This window comes from Rhodoluna sp. (assembly GCF_044239955.1).
Taxonomy (GTDB): Bacteria; Actinomycetota; Actinomycetes; order Actinomycetales; family Microbacteriaceae; genus Rhodoluna.
Genome location: NZ_JBIIAL010000005.1, coordinates 1 through 21,851, shown reverse-complemented (window position 1 = coordinate 21,851; position 21,851 = coordinate 1). Strand labels below are relative to the sequence as shown.

Genomic DNA, 21,851 nt, shown 5'->3' with positions numbered 1-21,851 from the left:
GGTCGCGTGGCACTAGTAAGAACTGAAATTGGAGATGTACTGCGGGACTTTAGGCTGCAGAAGGGCCAAACCCTGCGTCAGGTCGCATCTCGCGCCAGCGTTGCACTGGGGTACTTAAGCGAGCTAGAACGAGGCCAAAAAGAGGCTTCTTCCGAGATTTTGGCATCGGTTGCCGAAGCCCTAGAGGTTCCGCTATCTGTTGTTTTGCGTGAAGTTTCTGACCGTATTGCCCTTGTTGAAGGCGTATTGCCAGAGGAATTCATGGCAACCAGCCTTGCCGGCAAGGAAGTGTCTGATTTGATAGTCCCAATTGGCTTCGTCCAGGACTTCAACGAGCAGCTCGAAAAGGATCTGCTCGGCGGTCGCATCTAGCCCCTTGCGTCTTAGCCAGTTTCAAGAGCTAATGGCCGATGAGTTCGGCAAAGCCCAATCAGCTGTCCTTATCCGAGACCTAGCCCTAATGGAGCTGGGGGACCGCACTGCCGCCTCGCTACTGGCCTCTGGGGAAGATCCGAAGCAGATCTGGCTAGCCATTTGCCGGGTTCAGCAGGTGCCAAAAGAGCGCTGGGCGGGCCTGGACAAAAAATCTAAAAAACAACACGCCGAGTAAAAAATACTCGAAATTTTGTTCGAATCCTGCTAGGGTCTTTACAAGGCAGTTTGAGGGTCAAAGTTATACACAAATTGGTGTTTTGACTCAAGAGATGTCGGAAGCAAAAAGTATTCTCAGAACCACATCAAATCGAAAGAGGACCCAAATGCCATCAGCATCAGATCGCGAGAAAGCTCTCGACACTGCTCTAGCCCAGATCGAACGTCAGTTTGGTAAGGGTTCCGTAATGAGACTCGGTTCTGACGAGCGGGCACCTGTTGAGGTCATCCCAACCGGCTCAATCGCATTGGATGCAGCCCTTGGCACCGGTGGTTTGCCAAGAGGAAGAATTGTTGAAGTTTACGGGCCAGAGTCTTCAGGTAAGACAACAGTTGCCCTACACGCTATTGCCAACGCTCAGCGCGCTGGAGGAATTGCTGCGTTCATTGACGCCGAGCACGCCTTGGACCCGGAATATGCCAAGGCGCTCGGGGTCGACACTGACGCACTGCTAGTAAGCCAGCCAGACACCGGTGAGCAGGCTCTTGAGATCGCAGACATGCTAGTTCGTTCCGGATCTGTCGACGTCATCGTTATTGACTCGGTTGCCGCTTTGGTGCCACGCGCAGAAATCGAAGGCGAGATGGGTGACACCCACGTTGGTTTGCAGGCCAGGCTAATGTCTCAGGCTCTTCGCAAGCTAACCGGAGCACTTAGCAACACCAACACCACCATGATCTTTATCAACCAGCTACGCGAAAAGATCGGTGTGTTCTTTGGAAGCCCAGAGACCACCTCCGGTGGTAAGGCCTTGAAGTTCTACGCATCGGTTCGACTAGACATTCGCAGAATCGAAACTCTAAAAGATGGTACTGAAGCCGTTGGAAACCGTACCCGCGTGAAGGTTGTCAAGAACAAGATGGCTGCACCATTCAAGCAAGCCGAGTTCGACATTATTTACGGAACCGGTATCTCTCGTGAGGGAAGCTTGCTGGACTTCGGTGTTGAGCATGAGGTAGTCAAGAAATCTGGCGCTTGGTACACCTACGAAGGCGAGCAGCTGGGTCAGGGTAAGGAAAACTCCAGAAACTACCTGATCGAAAACGCAGAGGTAGCAAACGAAATCGAGAAGAAGATCAAGGCCAAGCTTGGCGTTGGTGTTCCTCGCGCCGTTGCTGACCTACCGGTAGAAGAAGAAGCCCCGGAGGCCCCTAAGAAGGCTGCGTCCGCAGGCTAATCATGCTCTCCTCGGTGGATAACTTAGAAGAGCGGGCCAGGAACATAGTTCTGCGCCTTCTTGAAAAGGGCCCCAAGTCCTCAACGCAACTTCTAGAGGTTTTGGCAGCTAATGAGATTCCGATCGAAATAGCCAAGCCGCTAATTGAACGCTTCACCGAAGTAGAGCTAATCAACGATCAGCTCTATGCCCAGGATTTAGCCGATGCCAGCCGCAGAACCAAGGGCCTGGCAAGGTCTATGGTCAAGCGCAAGCTTGAAAGCAAGGGGCTCGACCGAGAGCTGATCAACCAGGTGGCCTCTGAGATTACCGACGAGGACGAGCTAGCTGTTGCCACTGAGCTTGCCATCAAGCGCTATGGGCAGCTTGGTCACCTGGATTCTGATGTAAGAAACCGTAGATTAGTTGGATTCTTGCAAAGGCGCGGTTTTGGCTCAAGCATTGTTTTTGCTGCCATTAGGGAAGCGGAGTCCCACGCGGTAAAATCTTAAGCCTGATGCTTACCCAAACCCGCAGCTACGAGGTTCGAACCTACGGCTGTCAAATGAACGCTCACGACTCGGAGCGAATCTCTGGTCTGCTCGAAGACGCTGGATACCTGCCTGGTGAAACTGGCGAATCCGATGTTGTTATCTTCAACACCTGCGCTGTTAGAGAGAACGCGGACAACAAGCTCTACGGAAATCTCGGGACCTTACTTGCCAAAAAGGAAGAGGACCCAAACTTCCAAATCGCCGTTGGCGGCTGCCTAGCCCAAAAAGATCGCGATTTAATCATCAAGAAAGCCCCTTGGGTTGACGTAGTATTCGGCACTCACAACATGGGCTCCTTACCCGTTCTTCTGGAGCGAGCAAGGCACAACAGAGAAGCCCAGGTTGAAATCATTGAGGCGCTGGAGACTTTTCCTTCTGACCTACCCACCAAGCGTGATTCAACTTACTCGGGCATGGTTTCGATTTCGGTGGGCTGTAATAACAGCTGCACATTTTGTATTGTTCCAGCGCTTCGTGGTAAGGAAAAGGATCGTCGGCCTGGCGAAATCCTTAGCGAGATCAAGGCCATGGTCGATGACGGGGTTATCGAGATCATGCTGCTGGGGCAAAACGTAAACACCTACGGTGTTGAGTTTGGGGATCGCGGTGCCTTTGCTAAGTTGCTTCGGGCTTGTGGGGAAATTGAGGGCCTTGAGCGGGTTCGATTCATTTCTCCGCACCCTGCGGCTTTTACTGACGACGTAATTGAAGCGATGGCAGAAACCCACAACGTCATGCCACACCTTCACATGCCGCTGCAGTCTGGTTCGAATTCAATATTGAAGGCCATGAAGCGTAGCTATCGAACGGACAAGTACTTAGGCATTCTGGACCGAGTCAGAGCTGCCATGCCAGAGGCCTCCATCACAACCGACATCATTGTTGGCTTCCCGGGCGAAACTGAGCAGGACTTTCAAGACACTATGGAAATTGCTGCGGAGTCTCGTTTCACTATGGCTTACACCTATCAATACTCCAAGCGCCCAGGAACACCAGCGGCTGAGATGCCTGATCAGATCTCTAAAGAGGTGGCTCAAGAAAGATACGAGCGACTGATCGAGCACGTTAATGCCATCGCCTGGCAAGAAAACAAGAAACAGATCGGCAAAACAGTTGAGGTCTTAGTTGGCAACCACGAGGGGCGGAAAGACTCGCAAAACAACCGGCTCAGCGGTCGGGCAAGAGATAGCAGGCTCGTTCACTTTGAGGTTCCAGGAGGAGAGGCTCAACCAAGACCTGGGGATCTAGTAACGGTTCAGGTAACTGACGCCAAGCCATACTTCTTGTTGGCCGATCAGCCAATAGCTGGATACAGCATGGTTCCCACTCGTGCAGGCGATGCCTACGACGCACTTGAGGCTGCATCTTGCGCTGTTGACCCTGCCAGCTCAAAAGGCATCAGCATTGGCCTTCCCACTTTGAAAAGAAAGTAATGCCGGCTCAACTTATTGCCATTGTTGGTTCAACCGGCACTGGTAAAAGTGAACTAGCTATTCGCATTGCTGAAGCCCTTCGCGAAGAAGGCTCGGCTTCCGAGATTGTAAATGCCGATGCGATGCAACTCTATAAAGGTATGGATATTGGAACCGCCAAGCTACCCCTTGCTGAGCGACGTGGAATTGAACATCACTTGATAGATGTGCTGGATGTGACGCAGGAATCAACAGCCGCTGAGTACCAAAAGATTGCTCGAGCCAAGATCCTTGAGATTCAATCAAGGGGTGCGATCCCGATTCTGGTTGGCGGCTCGATGCTATATGTTGCAGCGGTGCTGAATAGCTTTGAGTTCCCAGTTCGAGATAAGGACCTTCGTGCTCAACTCGAACAAGAGCTATTGGACGTTGGACCGGCCGCCATGCATCAAAAGTTAGCGGAGCTGGACGCAAGTGCTGCCAGTCGCATTGACCCGGAAAATGGTCGCCGTATCGTTAGGGCACTCGAGATTGTGACACTTACCGGTGAGCCCTTTGCAGCCGCCTTGCCAGATGAAATTGAATCTTGGCAAGAGGTACTTGAAATTGGCTTGCGGATGGATCGCGAGCTACTGGTCGCCAGGTTAGCTGAGCGAGTGCGTGGGATGTGGGACACGGGAATGGTTAACGAAACTGAAGTCTTGATTTCCAAGGGACTTCGTGAATCCGTAACAGCAGGTTACGCCATTGGTTATGCGCAAGCTCTAGCGCAGTTAGATGGCGAGCTAAGCCAAGATCAGGCAATTGAATCAACCACCAAGTTGACGCAAAAATATGCCAGACGGCAAATGTCTTGGTTCAAGCGCGACACCAGAATCAACTGGTTGGATGCTCTAGACCCAGAGGTAACCAACTTAGCCATTGCCCTAGTTCGTAAGCACGGACTCTTTGGCTCTCGCCCGTAGGCTGGAAGCATGACAAGTATTGCTTTCACTAAGGGCCACGGCACCGGTAACGATTTTGTGCTGGTTTTGGATTCTGAAGGGGAGCTTTCCCTAACCTCTAAGCAGATAGCCAAGATCTGCGATCGGCGCTTTGGAATCGGTGCCGACGGATTCATCAGAGTCATCGAGTCTTCAAAGCTTCCAGAAGGTAAAGAGATTCTTGAGGCTGAACCAGCGGCTTTGTGGTTCATGGATTATTACAACGCCGACGGCAGTGCTGCGGAGATGTGTGGCAATGGCATTCGGGTTTTTGCTAAGTACTTACTAGACCGGGGACTAGCCAAGATCGAAGGCGGCTCAACGCTTGCTGTTGGTACCCGCGCGGGCGTGAAGGACCTAACTCAAGGGTCAAATGGGTTTGCAGTTGATCTTGGCAGATGGAAGCTCACGAGTGAGTTTGCGGTAGAAGCTAATGGCATTGAAGTTGCAAGGCCTGGTCAGGGCATTGAGATTGGTAACCCACATGTTGTTGTTGCACTTTCCAGCGATGCAGAGCTAAAGCAACTCAAGCTCTATGAAGCGCCAGTTGTTGAGCCAGCCCCTGTAACTGGTGCAAACGTCGAGTTTGTAGTTCCAAATGATCCGATGATCAAAGATGGCGTTGGATACTTTTCGTTTAGAGTGCACGAGCGCGGTGTTGGTGAAACCTTGTCCTGCGGCACGGGAATTGCAGCAGCAGCTTTGGCAACCAGGTATTGGGCAGGAGCATCCGCTCCCAACCAATGGCAGGTGCGGGCTTTGGGTGGAGTGGTAGCGGTACGAATGTTTGCTACCGAAGACGGTGAGCACGTATCAATAAGTGGTCCTGCCGAACTTACCTTTGATGGCGAGCTAGATCTCGCTAGCCTCTAGCTCTTTCGTAAAACCTTCAGGATTCTGTAAGTCTTGACTGAGGTAAGTCTCGATACCTCATAGCCATCAACTAGAGTCTCGGTCAGCCACTTCTGCAGCGAATCCGAGCCCAGGTTCTTTTGAACTACTAGATAGGCAGAAGCTCCTTTTTCCAAGCGAGGAAGCCAAGTCATAAGCAACTCGTGCAGCTCCTTCTTTCCGATTCGAATTGGTGGGTTCGACCAAATACCTGCGAACTTGATGTCTTTTGGAACCGCATCTGGTGTGGCGGTTTGGATGTTGCCAAGACCTACGGTCTTGGCGTTTTCGGCTGTTAGCTCGAGAGAGCGGCTGTTCACATCTACTGCCCACACTTTGGCCTTGGGGCTGTTCCTTGCAAGGTTTAGGGCGATTGGCCCCCAGCCACAACCCAGATCCAGAATGTCGCCATCTTTTGGAGCCAGTTCAAGGTGATCGATAAGCACTGAGGTTCCAACATCAAGGCGAAGCGGAGAAAAGGTTCCTGAGGCTGTGCTTACTTTGAAAACCTCACCAGCAACATCGAGCTCAATTTCCTTGGGCTGGTAATTGCTTTTAGGTTCCTGGGAAAAGTAGTGATCCGAGGACATGGCTTCAATTTATCCCAATTCTGATTACTAGTGTTAGTTGAATGGAATCAGAATCGGAGAAGTCATTGTCGATGATTGACCGCATTCTCGGTCGTGACAAGAAACCCACCCCCGCCACCTTCGACACCGCAGGTTTTGACGGCGACCAGCTAGATCTTGAGGAGCGTTCAGCCCTTCGACGAGTTAGCGGTTTATCCACGGAGCTTCAAGACATCAGCGATGTTGAGTATCGCCAGCTACGCCTTGAGAAAGTTGTCTTGATTGGAGTGTGGGGGAGGGGAACTGTTTTAGAAGCCGAAAATTCACTTCGGGAACTGGCGGCTTTAGCTGAAACTGCCGGTGCTCAAGTTCTAGACGGGCTTCTTCAAAGAAGGGCATTTCCGGACCCAGCAAGTTATCTCGGTAAAGGTAAAGCACAAGAGCTCAAGGCAATTGTTGCGGCCTGTGAAGCAGACACGGTTATTGCCGATACCGAACTGGCACCCAGCCAAAGACGAACCCTAGAAGACATTGTCAAAGTCAAGGTCGTTGATCGAACAGCAATCATTTTGGACATTTTTGCTCAGCACGCAAAGTCTCGAGAAGGTAAAGCACAAGTTGAGCTAGCTCAACTTGAATACCTGCTTCCTCGGCTTCGCGGTTGGGGTGAGTCGATGTCGAGACAAGCAGGTGGTCAAGTTGGTGGTGGAGTTGGTATCGGTTCTCGTGGTCCCGGTGAGACCAAGATTGAGCTAGATCGTCGAAGAATCAACACGCGCATGGCAAAGCTTAGAAAGCAAATCAAAGAAATGGCCCCGGCCCGGGAGACTAAGCGCTCTTCCAGGTCAAAAAACGAGATTCCCTCTGTGGCTATCGCTGGATACACCAATGCCGGTAAGTCCTCACTGCTGAACCGAATAACCAGGGCGGGTGTCTTGGTTGAGAATGCCTTGTTTGCAACCTTGGACCCAACCGTTCGAAAGACCCAAACTTCTGACGGCCGTGAGTACACGCTCGCCGATACTGTGGGTTTCGTAAAGGACCTGCCGCATCAACTAGTTGAGGCATTTCGCTCAACTATCGAAGAGATCGCACACAGCGACCTAGTAGTGCACGTCGTAGACGCCTCTCATCCTGATCCTGCTGGACAGATTCAGACTGTGCGCAACGTCTTGGCCGAAGTCGATGCCGACAACGTGAAAGAGCTGCTGGTTTTCAACAAGTGTGACCTAGTGGATTTAGATCAGCAGGTAGCTCTTCGCGGAATGGAGCCCGGCGCGATTCTCGTGTCTGCAGCATCCGGTGAAGGCATTGCTCAGCTGTTGGAGAAAATTGAGGAACTGTTGCCGCGGCCAGAGATATTGGTTAGGGCTCTTATTCCCTATTCAAGAGGTGATTTGGTTTCTAGAATTCATTCAGAAGCACGAATTGTTAGTGTAGATCACCAAGATGCAGGAACTCTTGTTGAGGCTCGCGTGAAGCCACAACTAGCCAGTGAGCTAAATGTTTTTTTGCTAGATGCTTCTTAGAACGGCAACTACTTTTCCAAGAATGACCGCACGGTCACCAAGGATTGGCTCAAAGCTTGAATTTCTTGGTAGCAACCAGGTGTGACCGTCGCGCTGCTTGAAGGTCTTCACAGTAGCCTCATCCTCTAGCAAGGCTGCGACTATGTCACCGTTCTCAGCAGTTTGCTGCTGACGAACTACCACCCAGTCTCCATCGCAGATAGCTGCATCAATCATGGATTCACCAACGACCTTGAGTAAAAAGAGGTCGCCTTTTCCAACTAGTTGACGTGGAAGCGGGAAGATCTCTTCGATGTTTTGTTCGGCGGTGATTGGGCCACCAGCGGCAATTCTTCCAACCATCGGAACCATTGCGGCATCGCCAATTGGAGTGACGTTGTCAGGCTCTGAACCAGCATCGCCTTCGTAGCCCGGAACCTCGATCAGTACATCGATAGTCCTTGGTCGCTTTGGGTCGCGGCTAATGTATCCGGCGAGTTCTAGTTGGTTCAGCTGGTGGGTAACCGATGAAGGGGAGGACAATCCGACTTCATCGCCAATTTCCCGCATGCTCGGGACATAGCCCCGCTCGGTCTTGGATCTTTGGATGGCCTGAAGGATGCGTTCCTGCATGGCGCTAAGAGTTGTGGCGCGGCGGCTAGGCTTGCTGGCGTCCATTATGCCCCTTTCGGAGGTGCCCCATTGGGCTTTATCGAAACTGTATTCTAAAATTTGCCCAAAATCAAACATATTTTCGAAAATTTGCCAATATTCTTGACAAAATGTCGGTAGTTCCTTGTAATCTTGTTCTAAGTCGAACACTTGTTCGAAGAACTGAGGAAAGGGACCCAAATGAGTACAGTAACTGCCCAGATTCACCCAATGAGCCCAAAGCGTAGAGCCCGCCTAGCAAGGACCCTGTTTGTACTTAGCGCTCTAGTGATCATGATCGCCGGTCTGATCTTCAATCAAAGCGCCGCGGCGGTTGATCAAGGCTCGAGCCAAACCACCGCCTTCAACTACATCTCCGTAATGCCAGGGGATAGTCTTTGGCAACTAGCTGAGACTCACGCTAACGGTAAAAACCAGCAGGACTGGGTTACTGAGATTATCTTGCTAAACAATTTGCAAAGTGCCGACCTTGTTGCAGGGGACAGGCTCGCGCTTCCTTAATTGTTTTGCCTGGCGCGACAGTTTAACCCCGCGCTACTGTTAAACGGTGAGTAGCCAGTCAAACGATTCAAACCCCCAAGACATTGGTGTAACTGGAGCACCCGAACTTTCCTCATTTGAGCTACTACCTGCAATAGATATCTCCGATGGCCTCTCCGTGCGCCCTGGCGATGAAGGTGCCAGCCAGTCATTTGGTTCTCCTTTAGAAATTGCCTCAGGCTGGATTGCATCAGGAACAAACTGGATTCACCTGGTTGACCTAGACGCCGCTTATGGCAAGGGTGAAAACAGAAAGCTAATCTCTGAGGTGGTTTCTCGATGCTCTAACATCAATGTTCAAGTCTCTGGCGGAATCCGAGATCGGGAATCGCTTACCGCTGCGCTCGCAACTGGCGCAACCAGAATCAATCTGGCAACTTCCGCGCTACTAGACATGCCTTGGGTTGGATCTGTCATCTCAAACTACGGCAAGAAAATATCTGTTTCGATAGATGTCGCTGGGTCAAGATTGGTTGCGCGTGGAAGCGGCGAAGACGTTGGCGAACTCGAAGAAACCTTGAAGCAGCTAGAGAATTTTGGCTGCGCAAGATACGTGGTGACTGATGTCACACGTGATGGCTCTTTGAATGGCCCCAATCTTGAACTTCTTGAGAGAGTTCTTTTTCAAACTGGCAAGCCAGTAATTGCCAGTGGCGGCATTGCCGAGTTGGCAGACCTGGAGGCCCTTATAGCCTTGAGATCCAAGGGTTTAGCCGGTGCAATCCTAGGCAAGGCGCTTTATGTTGGACTCTTCAGCCTCGAGAAGGCACTGAAGGTTGTTAGCTCGTGAGTCACGACATGAACCCAAACCGATTTGCGGATTCGGCGGGTGTGCCATGGGAAGGAAGAGAGCTCGAAGAGAATCGATTTGCCGGCGATGATGGCTCGGCGCCAGGAGAATTTCTAGAAGCTATTCTGGGTTTCCGTGCTGGTGAGTTTGGCCAGGCGGCAGTGGTAGATGCCCTTCGAGTTTCGAGAATGCTTGTGCCGCTTCTTGCACAGCTCGGTGAATCAGAAATTGGAGCCAATGGGCTCAAAGTTGATAAATCTGCAGAGCTCTCGATTGTCACTGTGAAGTCGCCCGATGACCAAGACACCTTGGTGGTTTTTACATCGGTTGCAGCAATGCAGCTCTGGAACCCGAGTGCTAGACCAGTTCCAACTGACGCCATCAGAGTGTGCCTTGCGGCTGCTTCGCAGCTAAGCACCAGAGTGGTAGTTGATCCTGGAAGTGAGACAGAATTTGTGATTCGCCGCCCAGCTATTGCTCGAATAGCTCAGTCGCTGGATTGGCAACCGGCTGAGCTAAATCCAGAAGTGAGAACAGTCGTGGGAGAGTCAGTTGCTAACGAAACTCAGGTAATTGATTTTGAGCTCAGCTCTGCTGATCCAGAAGCCAAGCTTGCTGGCGCAGAGCTACAGGTTGCCCTCAAGTTAGTAAATGGATCAAGTCCTGCTGAGGTTCGAGAATTATTGGAGAGGGTAAGTAAGTACTGGGCAGAAAGTGAAGCGTTTGCCTTGGCTGTGGACTCGGTTTCGATAAAACTTTTGGCTAGTTAACGGGTCCAGTGAATTTCTCGCCTGGGCCTTGGCCCGGTGCGTCCTTGATCACGGAGGCCTCTCTGAAGGCAAGTTGGACTTGGCGTAGGGCGTCTCTTAGGGGCCTGGCATGGTGATCACCTAGGTCAGGAGCGGCTGCGGTTATCAAGCCGGCGACCGCAGTTATTAGCTTTCTAGCCTCATCGAGGTCGCCTTTTCGACCATCGGCAGCTAGTCCACATTGGACCGCAGCCACGCTGAGAAGATCTACGGCGTAACGGCCGATGACCTCGACAGCCGGCAGGTCAGAAATCTCGGTGATCTGCTGGTCGATTTCGTCGTATTCAGACAACTATTCTCCTTTGGGGCGTCTCATGCTAGGCTATCCCATGGCTCCGAGGTCTTTGATCTCGGTCAGAAGTGGATTAGTTTCCCACCCGCGTCTTCCGCTAAACAGGTTGCCGGGTAAAGCTTTTTTGTTTCTGCTCCTTTGGGCAAGATGCTCCTTAGTGTGGCCTAAGTCATATCTGTATAGGAGTAAATATCAGCGATCCCCGCATCAATGACCGCATCAGAGTTCCTGAGGTTCGCCTCGTCGGAGCTTTGGGAGAGCAGGTTGGCGTTGTAAAGATTGAGGATGCACTGCGCATGGCGCAGCAAGCAGACTTAGACCTCGTTGAGGTGTCACCACAATCCAGCCCTCCGGTTGCAAAGCTCATGGATTTTGGCAAGTTCAAGTACGAAGCCGCACAGAAAATTCGCGAAGCTCGCAAGAACCAGGTCAACACTGTTCTGAAGACAGTTCGATTTGGTTTGAAGATTGACGGTCATGATTACGGCACTAAGAAAGCTCAGATTGAGAAGTTTCTAAAGGCCGGCGACAAGGTGAAGGTGATGGTGGTCTTCCGAGGAAGAGAGCAATCTCGACCAGAGATGGGCATCAAGTTGCTACAGAAGTTGGCTGAAGAAGTTACCGAGTTTGGCGCAGTTGAATCGACACCATCGATTGACGGCCGAAACATGGTGATGGTTATTGGTCCACTTAGAAACAAAGCGGAAGCTAAGGCAGACGCCAAGAAAGCTGCGGATAAGGCTGCAAAAGCTGAAGCCAAAGCGGTAACAACCGAGGAAGTAGTCCTAGAGGCTGCTAAAGAAACAGGAGAGAAGTAAATGCCAAAGCAGAAGACCCATTCGGGTGCCAAGAAGCGTTTTCGCTTTACCGGTAGTGGCAAGCTCATGAAGCAGCAGATCAACATGCGCCACAACCTTGAGCACATGTCATCTAGACGCAAGCGTCGCTTGAACGCTGACCAGGTAGTTTCGGCTGCCGACTTCAAGACCATCAAGAAGCAGCTCGGCAAGTAACCGACTTTATTTTTAGGAGTTAGAAAATGGCAAGAGTAAAAGGCGCAGTCAACTCGCTGAAGAAGCGTCGCGTTGTACTAGAGCGCGCAAAGGGTTACCGCGGACAGCGATCCAGGCTTTACCGTATGGCGAAGCAGCAGATGCTGCACTCGCTGGTCTATGCATTCAACGACCGCAGAGCACGCAAGGGTGATTTCCGCAGACTGTGGATCCAGCGCATCAACGCCGCATCTCGTGCAAACGGAATGACCTACAACCGCTTTATCCAAGGTCTTGGTCTTGCTGGTGTGCTTGTTGACCGGAGAATTTTGGCTGACCTTGCGGTCAACGAGCCAGCGACTTTCAAGTCACTGGTAGCAACTGCAAAAGCAGCACTTCCAAAAGACACCTCAGCACCAAAGGCTAGCTAGCCCAAAGTGATTCAGGACCCTTCGGCAGCAGAAGTAAAAGGGGTCGCAAAACTTACCAAGAAGGAGTCCCGGTTAGAAACCGGGCTCTTTCTTCTTGAGGGGCCGCAGGGCCTAAAAGAAGCTCTTCAACGACCTAAGTTGATTGAAAAGATTTTTGCGACTGAGGCATTCAAAGAAAAATACCCGGACCTTATTTCGCGCGCAGAGCAGTCCAGAGTCACGCTGACTATTGTTTCGGAATCTGCACTGAAGGCCCTCAGTGACACCACCACCCCGCAAGGAGTAGTTGCTGTTTGTCAGCAGTTCCACGTTTCATTGGATGATGTCTTAGAAGCCAAGCCAAAGCTAATTGCTTTTCTTGCCCAGATTCGCGATCCAGGAAACGCCGGCACAGTTTTGCGCGCCGCCGATGCCGCTGGAGCAGATGCAGTTGTGTTTAGCAAGGGAAGCGTAGATATCTATAACCCAAAGGTTGTCAGATCAACTACCGGTTCCATGTTCCATCTCCCGTTTGTGGTTGAAGCAGACATCGAGCAATCTATTGCTTTACTAAAGCACTCTGGTCTTCAGGTGTTAGCGGCTGACGTTAGTGGCTCATCACTTGCGGGTATTGATTCAGCTTCCTTGGCCAAGCCAACTGTTTGGCTATTTGGCAATGAAGCTTGGGGCTTAGAACCAGAGGTAGCGAGCCTTGCCGATACCCTGGTCCAGGTTCCAATTTATGGAGCCGCTGAGTCACTAAATCTTGCAACAGCTGCCAGCGTTTGCCTATACGCGTCAGCCTTTGCCCAGAATGGCTAATCGCTACACTTATTATTTATGGCAAGCTCAGAGGCAATTTCCGCGGCAGAGGTTCAATCTGCCACTAAAAGCGCCCTCGATCAGATAGCTTCTGCTGGTTCAATAGCTGATCTCAAGAAGATTCGTACTGCGGTTTTGGGCGATAGCTCAACTCTTTCCTCACTTAGCGCCAAGTTAGGCAAGCTTCCAGCAGAACAAAAAGCCGAGGCCGGAAAACTTGTTGGCTCTGCCAGGGCGCAAATAGCTGAAGCTTTCGAAAAGCGCGAAAGCACCCTAGAAGTAGAAGAAGAGAAGCTCCAGCTAGCCGGGGAATTCCTAGATGTCACCGCATTGCCAAGCCCAGCTCGCCTTGGAGCCAGACACCCTCTCAGCCTGCTGCAAGAGAAGATTTCAAGCGTGTTCGTTGGAATGGGATGGGAGATCGCCGAGGGCCCAGAGCTTGAAAGCGAGTGGTTCAACTTCGATGCCTTGAACTTCGACGAAGACCACCCAGCGCGTGCGATGCAGGACACCTTCTTTGTTGAGCCGCTGGAGCAAAAGCTTGTGCTTCGCACCCACACCTCGCCGGTTCAGGTGCGCTCGATGCTAGATCGTGAGCCTCCGATTTTTGTGCTGTGTCCTGGAAGAGTATTTAGAACTGACGAACTTGATGCCACACACACCCCAGTTTTTCACCAGGTAGAAGGTTTAGCCATCGACAGGGGTTTGAGCATGGCAGATCTTCGTGGAACACTGGAGCATTTTGCTCGCATCATGTTTGGTGACGAAGCAAAAATCAGATTGCGCCCTTCGTTTTTTCCATTCACTGAACCCTCAGCAGAGTTAGATGTTTGGCACCCCGGCGCCAAAGGTGGCGCTCGCTGGGTTGAGTGGGGTGGCTGTGGAATGGTGAACCCCAACGTATTGCGCGCTAGCGGAATAGATCCAGATGTTTATTCAGGTTTTGCTTTTGGAATGGGAATCGAACGGACCCTAATGTTTAGAAACGAAGTTACCGACATGCACGACATGGTTGAAGGCGACATTCGTTTTTCTAAGCAGTTTGGCATGGTGCTCTGATGAGAGCCCCTCTTAGCTGGATTGCCGAATACGTTTCTTTACCCAAAGACGCTACAGCAGAATCTGTCATGGAGGCTTTGGTAAAAGTTGGACTAGAAGAAGAAGGCGTCCACAGCTTTGATCTTTCTGGACCAATCGTTGTTGGCGAAGTTCTTGAGTTTGTCGACGAGCCACAATCAAACGGCAAAACAATTCGCTGGTGTCAGGTGCGAGTTGCACCAAAGGGCAAAAAGGCAGCTGATGGCGGCGAGGATGTTCGGGGAATTGTTTGCGGCGCTTCGAATTTCGAAACCGGAGACAAAGTGGTTGTTAGCTTGCCAGGAGCGGTGCTGCCAGGCAATTTCGCGATTTCGGCTCGGAGCACCTATGGGCACATAAGCGATGGAATGATCGCTTCGGGTAGGGAGCTAGGTCTTAGCGATGATCATGATGGAATTCTCAGGCTTTCAACTATTGGCCTTGATCCAGAAGTTGGGACTGATGCAATTGAATTACTTGAGCTGGCTGACACTGCAGCCGAGGTAAACGTGTTGCCAGATCGCGGTTACTGCCTCTCGATTCGTGGAATCGCCAGAGAGTACTCTCACGCAACCGGAAGTTCTTACAAAGATCCAATTTCTCTTGCACCGCTTGTCAAGGGCGACGGCTTTGGCTTGAAGATTACTGATTCCGCACCCATTAGAGGCAGAAAGACCTCGCAGAGTTTTGTGCTTCGCACCGCAACAAGCGTGGACGCCACCAAGCCAACCCCGACTTGGATGCGCTCAAGACTGAAACTTGCCGGCATACGCTCAATCTCACTTGCGGTTGACATCACAAACTATGTAATGCTCGAACTTGGTCAACCGGTGCACGCATATGACCTAGACAAGATCAAAGGCGGTTTGCTAGTTCGTCGCGCAACTAAGGGTGAAACGCTAAAGACCCTGGATGGTCAAAATAGAAAGCTTCACGAAGAAGATCTCCTGATTACCGATGACTCTGGACCAATTGGTTTAGCAGGAGTTATGGGTGGATTCTCAACTGAGGTTTCAGATTCCACGAAGAACATTTTGATTGAAGCGGCGCACTTTGATGCCGTTTCAGTTGCCCGCGCTGCTAGAAGGCACAAGCTTTTCTCTGAAGCATCAAAGCGCTACGAGCGGGGAGTGGACCCAAAGGTGGGAGAGTATGCGGCCGCGAGGGTAGTTCAACTTCTCGAGCAACTGGCTGGAGCAAGTGCAGGAAAACTTGGAGCCACATTTACTGATTTGACCAAGCAGCCAGAGATTTTGCTTCCAAGAGGTTTTGCGGCTGCATTGGTTGGCGTGGACTACAGCGAAGATGAAATCAACAAGGTGCTTTCAGAAATTGGTGCGGTAACCACTAAGGACACCGCGGGCTTGAAAGTCACACCTCCCAGCTGGCGACCAGATCTTTTAGACAAGACCGATCTAGTCGAAGAAATTGCACGTATCTTGGGCTACGACAGAATTCCAAGCCGCTTGCCAATTGCCCCTCCAGGACGAGGGCTATCAAGGGCTCAGCAGTTTAGATCCGGGGCGCTAGATGCACTAGCAACAGCAGGTTTTGTCGAAGTTCTTAGCTACCCGTTTGTATCCGGTGAGCAAAACGGCTGGTTCGCTGACTCCAAGAAGGCGGTATCGCTTGCGAACCCAATTCAAGAAGAAGCAGGTCAGCTGAGACTCTCTTTGATTCCGGGGCTCATGGAAACCGCAAGAAGAAACCTCTCTCGAGGATTTACTGACCTGGCACTGGTAGAGCAAGGATCGGTCTTCAGTTCTGTAAAGCAGGCAAAAGTTTCTTTCCCTGACACTTCTTCTAGGCCAAGTGAAGCTGAAATCAACGCGCTAAACGCTAGCATCCCCAATCAGCCAAGGCACCTGGCTGGAATTTTCCTGGGAAACCGAGGTGATGCTCAACCGGGTGCAAAGCCAGTTCGCTTTGGAGTGCAGGATGCGCTTTACGCTGCGAAACTAGTCGGTCAGGCAATCGGCGTCACGTTTGATCTAAAGCAAGCCGAGCCAACTGGATACCACCCCGGAAGGTCAGCGCAGTTGCTGGTTGGCAATAAGGTTGTTGGACTTTTTGGTGAAATTGCTCCTGCGATTACGAAGATGGCTGATCTTCCAAGAACTGTTGGAGTTTTTGAAATTGACCTAGATGCACTTTTGGAAGCTGCGCCAGAGTCGGTTGTTGCAAGGCCAATTGGTACATTTCCGGCTGCAACTCAAGATCTTTCCTTGGTAGTAAGCGTCGATGTTCCAGCCCAAGATGTTTTGAATACGGTTCGAGAGGGTTGCGGAGAGCTGCTTGAAGAGATCTCGCTAACCGATGACTATCGCGGAAGCAACATCCAGGACGGATTGAAATCCCTCACCTTTGCACTTAGATTCAGGGCTATGGATAGAACTCTCACGCAGGCGGAGGCGTCTGAGGCTAGGGACAAAGCGGTTGCTCTAGCGAGCAAGAGATTCAAGGCTGAAATTAGGGCCTAACCAGCTCCACAAATTGCACTGCGCAAAAGTAAAGGATTGAATTTATGACCAGACACTTTCTGCGCGATGATGACCTAACTCATTCTGAACAAGCAGAGATTTTAGACCTTGCAGTCTCACTAAAGGCAGATCGTTTCAGTTCAAAAGTATTTGCGGGACCTAAAACTGTTGCCTTAATTTTTGATAAGCCTTCAACAAGAACACGTGTTTCATTCTCCGTTGGCGTAACAGAGCTTGGGGGAGCGCCACTGATTATTGATTCGGCAGTTAGTCAACTGGCTTCGCAAGAGTCAGTAGCTGACACCGCCAGGGTTCTTGATCGGCAAGTTTCGATGATTGTCTGGCGCACTTTTGCTCAAAGCGGATTAGAGCAGATGGCTCAATGCTCAAAGGTGCCAGTAATCAACAGCTTGAGTGATAATTTCCACCCTTGTCAGCTACTTGCAGATCTCATGACAATCAAAGAAAAACTCGGAACTCTACAAGGAAAAGTTCTTTGCTACATCGGAGATGCCTCGAACAACATGGCGCATTCTTATTCACTCGCCGGTGCAACTGCTGGAATGAAGGTGCGTATTGCAGGTCCTGCGCTGCATCAACCAAATGCAAAAGTAGTCGAGAAAGCTCGAGAGATTGCACAAGAAACCGGTGGATCTGTTGATTGCTATACCGATCCAAGGCTTGCTTTGGTTGATAGCGACGTCGTGGCAACAGACTCTTGGGTATCGATGGGCCAAGAAGATCAAAAGGCCGAGAAGATCGAAGCTTTTAAAGGTTTCAGGCTAGATGCTGAATTGCTTGCGATAGCAAAACCTTCAGCCATCGTTCTTCATTGTCTGCCTGCTTATCGGGGCTTGGAGATTACCGACGAGGTGCTTGAGGGCAGCCAGTCAGTTGTTTGGGATCAAGCCGAAAACAGGTTGCACGCCCAAAAGGCGCTCATGGTTTGGCTGGCTCAACGAGCTAAAGCCTAAGATTGAACTAGCTTTCCTCACCTTTGGGGAATTCGTTGACTTTGTAGGAGCAAAATGGCCGAACGTGTAGTTCTTGCGTATTCCGGCGGCCTGGACACCTCGGTTGGCATCGGTTGGCTCAAAGATGCCACCGGTAAAGAAGTAGTAGCCATGGCCGTCGATGTCGGTCAAGGCGGCGAAGACATGGAAGTTATCCGCCAGCGGGCTCTTGATTGCGGTGCGGTCGAGTCGGTAGTTATAAACGCCCAAGAAGAGTTTGCTAGCGATTACATAATGCCGTCATTGAAGGCAAACGCTCTTTACCAAAAGCGCTACCCGCTAGTTTCTGCAATCTCCCGCCCTCTAATTGCAAAGTATCTTGCCAAAACAGCTCACGAGCTTGGTGCAGACACTGTGGCTCACGGTTGCACTGGTAAAGGTAACGACCAGGTTCGCTTTGAGGCATCCGTTGCCGCGCTAGCTCCAGATCTTGTGTCAATTGCCCCAAACCGTGACTTGGCGCTAACTAGGGACAAGGCAATTGAGTATGCGGCCAAACACAATTTACCAATCGAGCAATCCAAAAAGAGCCCCTACTCAGTGGATCAGAACGTTTGGGGGCGAGCTGTTGAGACGGGGCTATTGGAAGACCCTTGGAATGCACCAATTGCAGATATCTATACATACACCCAGGATCCGGATGTCCAAAGAGATCCAACCGAGGTAATCATCAAGTTTGATCAGGGAATCCCCGTTGAAATTGATGGTGTTCGATACAGCCCAATTGACATGATCAAGAAGATGAATGAATTGGCTGGCCACCACGGGATTGGCAGAATCGACATTGTTGAAGATCGCCTGGTGGGAATCAAATCGAGAGAAATTTATGAGGCACCCGCAGCGATTGCTTTGATTCAGGCGCACGAGGAGCTTGAGAACCTAACTCTGGAGCGAGACGTTAATCGCTTCAAGAAGGGTATCGAGGACAAGTGGGCCACCATGGTTTACGAAGGTCTCTGGTTTTCAGACCTGAAGCGCTCGCTCGATGTCTTTATTGACCACACTCAGCGCTACGTTTCTGGCGAGGTTCGTCTCAAACTTGCTGGCGGTAGGGCTGTAGTGACCGGGCGCCGCTCTGAGCAGAGTCTTTATGATTTCAACTTAGCTACCTACGACACCGGAGATAGCTTCGATCAGTCACTAGCTAAGGGTTTTATTGACCTGTGGTCACTGCCGAGCAAGATTTCAGCGAGGCGAGCAAATGGCAAATGAGAATACCCCGGGTTCGCTTTGGGGCGGAAGGTTCCAAGGCTCTCAAGCAGAGTCTGCTGTGGCCCTTGGACGATCTACCCACTTTGACTGGCGTCTAGCCAGATTCGACATTGCCGGGTCCAAGGCTCACGCCAAGGCTTTGTTTTCGGCAGGGTATCTAAACAACGATGAGGCAGAGCGTTTGGCAAAGGTTCTAAACCAGCTGCTTGAAAGAGTTGAGTCTGGAAGCTTTACCCCAAAGGCACAAGATGAAGATGTGCACTCGGCACTAGAGCGCGGCCTAATCGAAATCGCTGGAGCAGAACTTGGCGGAAAGCTGCGCGCTGGACGCTCAAGAAATGACCAGATCGCCACCTTGATCCGGATGTATTTAATGTCGGAATCACATGTCATCGAGCAGCTGGTTCTGGAGCTTATTGCAGTGCTAATCGCCAGGGCCGAAGAGCACCTGGGGTCTTCGATACCTGGAAGAACTCACATGCAACACGCACAACCAGTTTTGCTTTCGCATCACCTACTGGCTCACGTCTGGCCTCTGACTAGAGACCTTGAAAGGCTACGCCAGTGGCGCTCGCGAGCTAACCTTTCGCCATATGGAGCTGGCGCTTTGGCCGGGTCAAGCCTTGGGTTAGATCCCCAACTTGTGGCAACCGAGCTTGGCTTTGCCGGGACCACTCAGAACTCAATTGATGGAACAGCATCTAGAGATGTAGTTGCAGAGTTTGCATTTATCTTGTCGATGATTGCAATTAACCTGTCGCGCTTTGCAGAAGAAATAGTTATTTGGGCCACCGAAGAGTTTGGTTACATCAAGATAGACGATGCTTACTCCACAGGTTCATCGATCATGCCGCAAAAGAAAAATCCGGATGTTGCCGAACTTACCCGAGGCAAGTCCGGAAGGCTAATAGGTAACCTGACAGGTTTACTAGCAACCTTCAAGGCACTCCCTCTGGCATATAACCGCGATCTGCAAGAAGACAAAGAGCCGGTTTTTGATTCCATCGACACGTTAGCTTTGCTGCTTCCTGCTTTTACTGGAATGGTTTCGACCATGAAGTTCGATCTTGACCGCATGGAGTTTTTGTCATCATCTGGATTCTCGCTAGCTACCGATGTTGCCGAGTGGCTGGTCAAAAAGCAGGTTCCTTTCCGTGAAGCGCACGATATAACCGGCAGGCTTGTTGCTTACTGCGAGGCCAACGATCTTGAGCTACACCAGGTGCCAGATGGCGATCTAATGAAAATTTCTAGGCATCTAACAGGGGACTTGAGAGAAGTGTTGTCGGTGTCCGGTTCGATTAAGTCTCGCTCCGGTATTGGCGGGACATCTCTTCCGAGAGTTCTAGAGCAAATTACAGAACTCAAAAGAAGCTGGGCGAAGAACTCATGACTCTTTCAAATCAAGCTAACGACAAATCCTTCGCCGGTGTTTGGGAAGAGCTAAAGTGGCGCGGACTAATCTCGCAGTCCACTGACGAAGCAGAACTATCCAAGAAGCTGAACTCCGGTTCCTTGACTTTCTATATTGGCTTTGACCCAACCGCGGCAAGCTTGCACCTAGGAAACCTGGTCCAGCTTCTTGTGATGAGAAGGCTGCAACTTGCAGGTCACAAACCAATAGTTCTAATTGGTGGTTCAACTGGTTTGGTGGGGGACCCACGTCCAACCGCAGAGCGCGTTCTAAACGATGTTGAAACAGTGAACGCCTGGGTTGAGAAACTTTCTAAGCAAGCGTCAAGGTTTGTGGACTTTGAAGGATCAACCGCGGCTACCTTGGTAAACAATATGGACTGGACGCAGTCTCTTAGCGCAATTGATTTCCTACGTGAGATTGGAAAGCACTTTAGGGTTGGCAAGATGCTTTCCAAGGAAGCAGTTAGCGCCCGATTGAATTCCGAACACGGCATTAGCTACACCGAGTTCAGCTATCAGATTCTGCAGGGCTACGACTTTTTGCAGCTTTTCCAGCGGAACAACTGCACCATGCAAATAGGTGGCTCTGACCAGTGGGGAAATCTAACCTCAGGATCTGATTTGATTCACAAAGTAACCGGCGAGAGCGTTCACTTGCTTTCTACTCCGTTGATTACAAATTCTGACGGCAAGAAGTTTGGAAAGTCCGAGGGCAATGCTGTTTGGCTGGATGATTCCATGACGAGCCCCTACGCTTTTTACCAGTTCTGGCTAAACGTGGAAGATGCTGACGTCATCGACCGCCTAAAAGTGTTTACTTTCTTGACTAAGCAAGAAATTGATGAGCTGTCCCAGAAGGTGCAGAGCGAACCTCACCTTCGAGAGGCTCAGCGCACCCTGGCCCTAGAGGTCACCTCGATCGTTCATTCCAGACAGGCTGCCGAGGCAGCCATCGAGGCATCCAAGGCCCTGTTTGGCCAGGCCGCTCTTACTGACCTCTCAGAGGCCGACCTTCGCTCGGCTCTTGCAGAATTACCGAGTGTTAGCGCTCCTTTGGGGTCTTCAATAGCCCAGTTGCTGGTGGATTGTGGGCTAGAAGCCAGTGTTTCAGCTGCCAGAAGGGCCATCCGTGAGGGCGGGGTCTACCTAAACAACGAAAAGGTGCTCGACGAAACCCAGGGATTAGATCAGATGCTGCATGGCAATATCGCTGTTTTGAGACGCGGCAAGAAGACTCTCGCGGCAGTGTTTTTGGGCTAGAAATTCATTCCAAAAACCCTTTATTTTCGCGGATTTGATTTGACTTAAAGCCCGTCAACAGCGTAATCTTGTGAGGTTGCCCAAAGCTTGGATTTCTGCATAGAAAACCGGCTCAAGTACAGCCAATCTAAGCCGAAGTAGGGGATTTTTGTCCCCTTTTTTCGGGTCTAAGATTGAAGGTCCATCATCTAAAAAAGAAGTAAAAAATCTTTTGGGTTTTTGCGTCTTTGGAAAATGATGAATCTGGATATCGCCCTGGAGATTTCTTTAGTTAGAAATTCCCAAGCGCATCCGATCCTTGAGAACTCAACAGCGTGCACAATGTCGATGCCAAGAACCTC

24 protein-coding genes are annotated in these 21,851 nt (G+C 50.8%); 21 read left to right on the top strand and 3 right to left on the bottom strand.

Annotated features, from left to right (window positions below; genetic code table 11):
• Positions 1–6: 6 nt before the first annotated feature.
• The 7 genes from AC9UFE_RS03210 to dapF all read left to right on the top strand — a co-directional run bounded on the left by AC9UFE_RS03210 (position 7) and on the right by dapF (position 5,630).
• A complete protein-coding gene (locus AC9UFE_RS03210; RefSeq protein ID WP_509545561.1) occupies positions 7–372 on the top strand; it encodes a helix-turn-helix domain-containing protein in 366 nt (121 codons plus the stop codon).
• A gap of 4 nt (positions 373–376) precedes the next feature.
• Positions 377–610: a DUF3046 domain-containing protein gene (locus AC9UFE_RS03205; protein ID WP_509545559.1), complete on the top strand. Its 234-nt coding sequence runs from the start codon at positions 377–379 to the stop codon at positions 608–610.
• 148 nt (positions 611–758) lie between these two features.
• Positions 759–1,829 (top strand): recombinase RecA, encoded by a 1,071-nt coding sequence (gene recA / locus AC9UFE_RS03200; protein ID WP_509545557.1) that lies wholly within the window; start codon positions 759–761, stop codon positions 1,827–1,829.
• A 2-nt stretch (positions 1,830–1,831) separates the two neighbouring features.
• Positions 1,832–2,320: a regulatory protein RecX gene (locus AC9UFE_RS03195; protein WP_509545555.1), complete on the top strand. Its 489-nt coding sequence runs from the start codon at positions 1,832–1,834 to the stop codon at positions 2,318–2,320.
• Between the two features lie 5 nt (positions 2,321–2,325).
• Positions 2,326–3,795 carry a tRNA (N6-isopentenyl adenosine(37)-C2)-methylthiotransferase MiaB gene (miaB, locus tag AC9UFE_RS03190; protein ID WP_509545553.1) on the top strand — a complete coding sequence of 490 codons (1,470 nt, stop codon included), beginning with the start codon at positions 2,326–2,328 and terminating at the stop codon, positions 3,793–3,795.
• Entirely contained in the window at positions 3,795–4,739 is a 945-nt protein-coding gene (gene miaA / locus AC9UFE_RS03185) for a tRNA (adenosine(37)-N6)-dimethylallyltransferase MiaA (RefSeq protein WP_509545551.1), read from the top strand. The genes miaB and miaA overlap by 1 nt, the downstream gene beginning before the upstream one ends.
• A 9-nt stretch (positions 4,740–4,748) precedes the next feature.
• A complete protein-coding gene (dapF, locus tag AC9UFE_RS03180; RefSeq protein ID WP_509545549.1) occupies positions 4,749–5,630 on the top strand; it encodes a diaminopimelate epimerase in 882 nt (293 codons plus the stop codon).
• Here dapF and AC9UFE_RS03175 read toward each other — a convergent pair.
• On the bottom strand, positions 5,627–6,238 hold the full coding sequence (locus AC9UFE_RS03175; RefSeq protein ID WP_509545547.1) for a class I SAM-dependent methyltransferase: 612 nt from the start codon (positions 6,236–6,238) through the stop codon (positions 5,627–5,629). The two genes, dapF and AC9UFE_RS03175, sit on opposite strands and share 4 nt — an antisense overlap.
• A 41-nt stretch (positions 6,239–6,279) precedes the next feature.
• On the opposite strand from AC9UFE_RS03175, the gene hflX reads away from it, so the two are divergent.
• Complete coding sequence (gene hflX, locus AC9UFE_RS03170) at positions 6,280–7,746, top strand: GTPase HflX (RefSeq protein ID WP_509545545.1); 1,467 nt, start codon at positions 6,280–6,282, stop codon at positions 7,744–7,746.
• Here the strand turns inward: hflX and lexA are convergent.
• The gene (gene lexA, locus AC9UFE_RS03165) at positions 7,732–8,403 is read right to left on the bottom strand and encodes a transcriptional repressor LexA (RefSeq protein WP_509545543.1); all 672 of its coding nucleotides are present in this window, start codon (positions 8,401–8,403) and stop codon (positions 7,732–7,734) included. The genes hflX and lexA overlap by 15 nt on opposite strands.
• Positions 8,404–8,577: 174 nt before the next feature.
• Here lexA and AC9UFE_RS03160 point away from each other — a divergent pair, with 174 nt between their 5' ends.
• From AC9UFE_RS03160 to AC9UFE_RS03150, 3 genes are read left to right on the top strand one after another with little or no spacing between them, the layout of a single operon-like run.
• Positions 8,578–8,898, top strand: coding sequence for a LysM peptidoglycan-binding domain-containing protein (locus AC9UFE_RS03160; protein WP_509545541.1), 321 nt, complete (start codon positions 8,578–8,580; stop codon positions 8,896–8,898).
• A 46-nt stretch (positions 8,899–8,944) separates the two neighbouring features.
• Entirely contained in the window at positions 8,945–9,727 is a 783-nt protein-coding gene (locus AC9UFE_RS03155) for a HisA/HisF-related TIM barrel protein (RefSeq protein ID WP_509545539.1), read from the top strand.
• Positions 9,724–10,497: an SseB family protein gene (locus tag AC9UFE_RS03150; RefSeq protein ID WP_509545537.1), complete on the top strand. Its 774-nt coding sequence runs from the start codon at positions 9,724–9,726 to the stop codon at positions 10,495–10,497. The genes AC9UFE_RS03155 and AC9UFE_RS03150 overlap by 4 nt, the downstream gene beginning before the upstream one ends.
• On the opposite strand, the gene AC9UFE_RS03145 is transcribed toward AC9UFE_RS03150, so the two are convergent.
• Positions 10,490–10,828, bottom strand: coding sequence for a DUF1844 domain-containing protein (locus AC9UFE_RS03145; protein ID WP_509526969.1), 339 nt, complete (start codon positions 10,826–10,828; stop codon positions 10,490–10,492). The two genes, AC9UFE_RS03150 and AC9UFE_RS03145, sit on opposite strands and share 8 nt — an antisense overlap.
• A gap of 191 nt (positions 10,829–11,019) precedes the next feature.
• Between AC9UFE_RS03145 and infC the strand changes: the two genes are divergently transcribed.
• From infC to tyrS, 10 genes are read left to right on the top strand one after another with little or no spacing between them, the layout of a single operon-like run.
• Positions 11,020–11,646: a translation initiation factor IF-3 gene (gene infC, locus AC9UFE_RS03140; protein ID WP_509523663.1), complete on the top strand. Its 627-nt coding sequence runs from the start codon at positions 11,020–11,022 to the stop codon at positions 11,644–11,646.
• Positions 11,647–11,841, top strand: a complete 195-nt coding sequence (rpmI, locus tag AC9UFE_RS03135) for a 50S ribosomal protein L35 (RefSeq protein ID WP_506558340.1) — start codon at positions 11,647–11,649, stop codon at positions 11,839–11,841. It abuts the gene before it with no gap.
• Between the two features lie 26 nt (positions 11,842–11,867).
• Positions 11,868–12,251, top strand: coding sequence for a 50S ribosomal protein L20 (rplT, locus tag AC9UFE_RS03130; protein WP_509526971.1), 384 nt, complete (start codon positions 11,868–11,870; stop codon positions 12,249–12,251).
• Positions 12,252–12,257: 6 nt separating this feature from the next.
• A complete protein-coding gene (locus AC9UFE_RS03125; protein WP_509545535.1) occupies positions 12,258–13,052 on the top strand; it encodes a TrmH family RNA methyltransferase in 795 nt (264 codons plus the stop codon).
• An 18-nt stretch (positions 13,053–13,070) separates the two neighbouring features.
• Positions 13,071–14,111, top strand: coding sequence for a phenylalanine--tRNA ligase subunit alpha (gene pheS / locus AC9UFE_RS03120; RefSeq protein ID WP_509545533.1), 1,041 nt, complete (start codon positions 13,071–13,073; stop codon positions 14,109–14,111).
• Entirely contained in the window at positions 14,111–16,609 is a 2,499-nt protein-coding gene (gene pheT / locus AC9UFE_RS03115; RefSeq protein ID WP_509545531.1) for a phenylalanine--tRNA ligase subunit beta, read from the top strand. Before pheS ends, pheT begins: the two co-directional genes overlap by 1 nt.
• Positions 16,610–16,653: 44 nt before the next feature.
• Entirely contained in the window at positions 16,654–17,583 is a 930-nt protein-coding gene (argF, locus tag AC9UFE_RS03110) for an ornithine carbamoyltransferase (protein WP_509545529.1), read from the top strand.
• A gap of 54 nt (positions 17,584–17,637) precedes the next feature.
• Entirely contained in the window at positions 17,638–18,834 is a 1,197-nt protein-coding gene (locus AC9UFE_RS03105) for an argininosuccinate synthase (RefSeq protein ID WP_509545527.1), read from the top strand.
• On the top strand, positions 18,824–20,227 hold the full coding sequence (argH, locus tag AC9UFE_RS03100) for an argininosuccinate lyase (protein WP_509545525.1): 1,404 nt from the start codon (positions 18,824–18,826) through the stop codon (positions 20,225–20,227). Before AC9UFE_RS03105 ends, argH begins: the two co-directional genes overlap by 11 nt.
• Positions 20,224–21,510 (top strand): tyrosine--tRNA ligase, encoded by a 1,287-nt coding sequence (gene tyrS / locus AC9UFE_RS03095; RefSeq protein WP_509545523.1) that lies wholly within the window; start codon positions 20,224–20,226, stop codon positions 21,508–21,510. The genes argH and tyrS overlap by 4 nt, the downstream gene beginning before the upstream one ends.
• Positions 21,511–21,851: the final 341 nt, after the last annotated feature.